At 35.5% G+C, this 2,756-nt stretch carries 2 protein-coding genes and 1 tRNA gene; 1 reads left to right on the top strand and 2 read right to left on the bottom strand.

The features are described from left to right. Window positions 1-111 precede the first annotated feature (111 nt). Both der and era read right to left on the bottom strand, forming a co-directional pair. Window positions 112-1,419 (bottom strand): ribosome biogenesis GTPase Der, encoded by a 1,308-nt coding sequence (der, locus tag H603_RS0112760; protein ID WP_026708974.1) that lies wholly within the window; start codon window positions 1,417-1,419, stop codon window positions 112-114. A 261-nt stretch (window positions 1,420-1,680) separates the two neighbouring features. Beyond that, window positions 1,681-2,562 carry a GTPase Era gene (era, locus tag H603_RS0112755; protein ID WP_026708973.1) on the bottom strand — a complete coding sequence of 294 codons (882 nt, stop codon included), beginning with the start codon at window positions 2,560-2,562 and terminating at the stop codon, window positions 1,681-1,683. Window positions 2,563-2,680: 118 nt separating this feature from the next. Here era and H603_RS0112750 point away from each other — a divergent pair. Beyond that, window positions 2,681-2,753 (top strand) — tRNA-Met (locus tag H603_RS0112750). Window positions 2,754-2,756: the final 3 nt, after the last annotated feature.

Raw genomic sequence — 2,756 nt, 5'->3', positions numbered from 1 at the left:
TTCCACACATTCAAGTTTAAATGTGTAATCATACTTGACTTTTCTTTCCATAAAAATGCCCCCAAATAGTGTCTAACTTTTTGGGGGCAATGCATCGCATCGGGATTTTTTTTATTTTTCTCTAATATAAATATCAATTGGAACTCCTGAGAAATCCCAGTTGTCTCTAATCTTATTTTCAAGGTAACGCTTGTAAGGTTCCTTAACATATTGTGGCATATTTGCAAAAAACACAAACTGAGGTGTTGGTGTAGGCAACTGCATGCAATATTTAATTTTTACATATTTACCTTTAGTTGCTGGCGGTGGGTATGCTTCAATTACTTTCAACATGTATTCGTTGAATTTAGAAGTAGCAATACGTTGCTGTCTACTTTCGTATACTTTTACCGTAGCTTCTAGAGCTTTTAACAAACGTTGTTTTGTTAATGCAGACACAAAAAGAATTGGCACATCCGTAAATGGCATTAATTCTTGTCTTATTTTCTCTTCGTAATCTCTAGTAGACATCGTCTCTTTCTCGACTAAATCCCATTTATTCACTAAGATTACTACTCCTTTACGGTTTTTTTCAGCTAACCAAAAAATACTTTGATCTTGACCTTCAAATCCACGAGTGGCATCAATAATTAAGATACAAATATCTGCGTGCTCAATAGCACGTACCGAACGCATTACAGAGTAAAATTCTAAATCTTCCTTCACTTTAGCTTTACGACGAATTCCCGCTGTATCCACTAAGTTAAATTCAAATCCAAAACGGTCAAATTTTGTATCAATAGAATCACGAGTTGTACCCGCAATATCAGTAACTATATAACGATCTTTACCAATCAACGCATTGATAAAACTTGATTTTCCAGCATTAGGACGCCCTACAACTGCAAAACGTGGCAAATCAGAAACTTCTTCTACAACTGGTTTCTCAGGGAAAGCAGTAATTAAAGCATCTAATAAATCTCCCGTTCCGCTTCCTGAAATACTTGCAAATGTATAGTACTCCCCTAAACCAAGGTTGTAAAATTCAACTGCATCTTTCTCACGCATAGCGTTATCCACTTTATTCACAGCAAGAAGTACTGGCTTAGTCACTTTACGCAACAATTTAGCAACAGTATCATCCATAGGAGTGATTCCTTCTTCTACATCAACAACAAAGATGATTACATCAGCCTCATCAATTGCTAGTTCGACTTGTTTACGGATCTCTCCCTCAAAAACGTCATCTGATCCACGGATATATCCTCCTGTATCAATTACAGAAAACTCTTTTCCGTTCCACTCGCTTTTACCATAGTTTCTATCACGGGTAACTCCCGAAACAGAATCTACAATAGCTTCTCTTCTTTGTATCAGCCTATTGAAAAGGGTTGATTTCCCCACATTAGGTCTTCCTACTATCGCAACAATGTTATTCATAATTCTAATTTGAAATATTCGGCAAAGGTAGTTAAAAAACTGGCTAACTCGCTAAGTTTCTGACTACCTATGTATTTTATAATTTTCAGGAGCAACATCCAGCTATCCACTGTATCTTTTATGCTGAACTCCAGCACAAAAGGATGCCGCTACTATCTGGGCTAGAGCTTCTCAATAAACGACGATCCCTTTTGTAAAAAGAAAACAAGGGTATATATGATTAAAAGCAGCTCCATTTAAGTGAAGGTCACAACCAAATAGTTATTGATTGTATCCAAAACGTTTTAACATATTGGCATTGCTTCTCCAGTTTTTATTTACTTTAACCACTAATTCAATATGAATTTGCTTTCCAAAAAACTTTTCTAAATCCTCACGAGCTTCAGTACCCACTTTCTTCAAAGCGGCACCTTTATGACCTATAATGATTCCTTTTTGAGTTTCACGCTCTACCATAATTAAAGAACGGATGCGGATGATTTTGTCATCTTCAAAAAACTCTTCGGTTACGATCTCAACTGCATACGGAATTTCTTTACTGTAATTCAATAAGATTTTTTCACGAATAGTTTCGTTTACAAAGAAACGCTCCGGCTTATCTGTCAACTGATCTTTTGGATAATACGCAGGTGATTCTGGTAAAAGCGAAATGATTCTTTGAAAAACCTCAGGCACATTAAAATTTTTCAAAGCTGATACTGGATAAATCTCAGCGTTAGGAACTTTTTCTGCCCAAAAAGCCACTTGCTGCTCTAATTGTTCTTGATTAGAATTATCGATTTTGTTCAATAATAATAATACCGGAATTTTAGAATGGATGATTTTATTAAAGAAAGCTTCGTCTTTTAAATCTTGCTCCCCTATCTCTACCATATATATTAAGATATCGGCATCTTCAAAAGCTGATTTCACGAAGTTCATCATTGACTCCTGCATTTCGTATGCTGGCTTTATAATACCAGGAGTATCAGATAAAATCATTTGAAAATCTTCTCCATTAACAATTCCAAGAATTCTATGACGTGTTGTTTGTGCTTTGGATGTAATGATTGATAATCTTTCTCCAACAAAGGCATTCATTAATGTTGATTTACCAACATTAGGATTCCCTATAATATTTACAAAACCTGCTTTATGTGACATTTAATATATTATTTATTTTGCAAAGGTAGTTATATCAACTCAATAGATAAAATAAAACATTTTTTTAAATTTTTAGTTGCAAATGCCGAATTTCGTTGTATCTTTGCACCCGAAACAACGCGGGATAGAGCAGTAGGCAGCTCGTCGGGCTCATAACCCGAAGGTCACAGGTTCGAGTCCTGTTCCCGCTACTA

Origin of the sequence: Flavobacterium frigidarium DSM 17623, from assembly GCF_000425505.1 — a bacterium.
Taxonomy (GTDB): domain Bacteria; phylum Bacteroidota; class Bacteroidia; order Flavobacteriales; family Flavobacteriaceae; genus Flavobacterium; species Flavobacterium frigidarium.
This window is presented reverse-complemented; position numbering and strand designations above follow the sequence as displayed.

Excerpts from the sequence above, each read along its gene's own strand:
- der (WP_026708974.1), bottom strand. The coding sequence starts at position 1,419 with ATGAATAACATTGTTGCGATAGTAGGAAGACCTAATGTGGGGAAATCA.
- era (WP_026708973.1), bottom strand. The coding sequence starts at position 2,562 with ATGTCACATAAAGCAGGTTTTGTAAATATTATAGGGAATCCTAATGTT.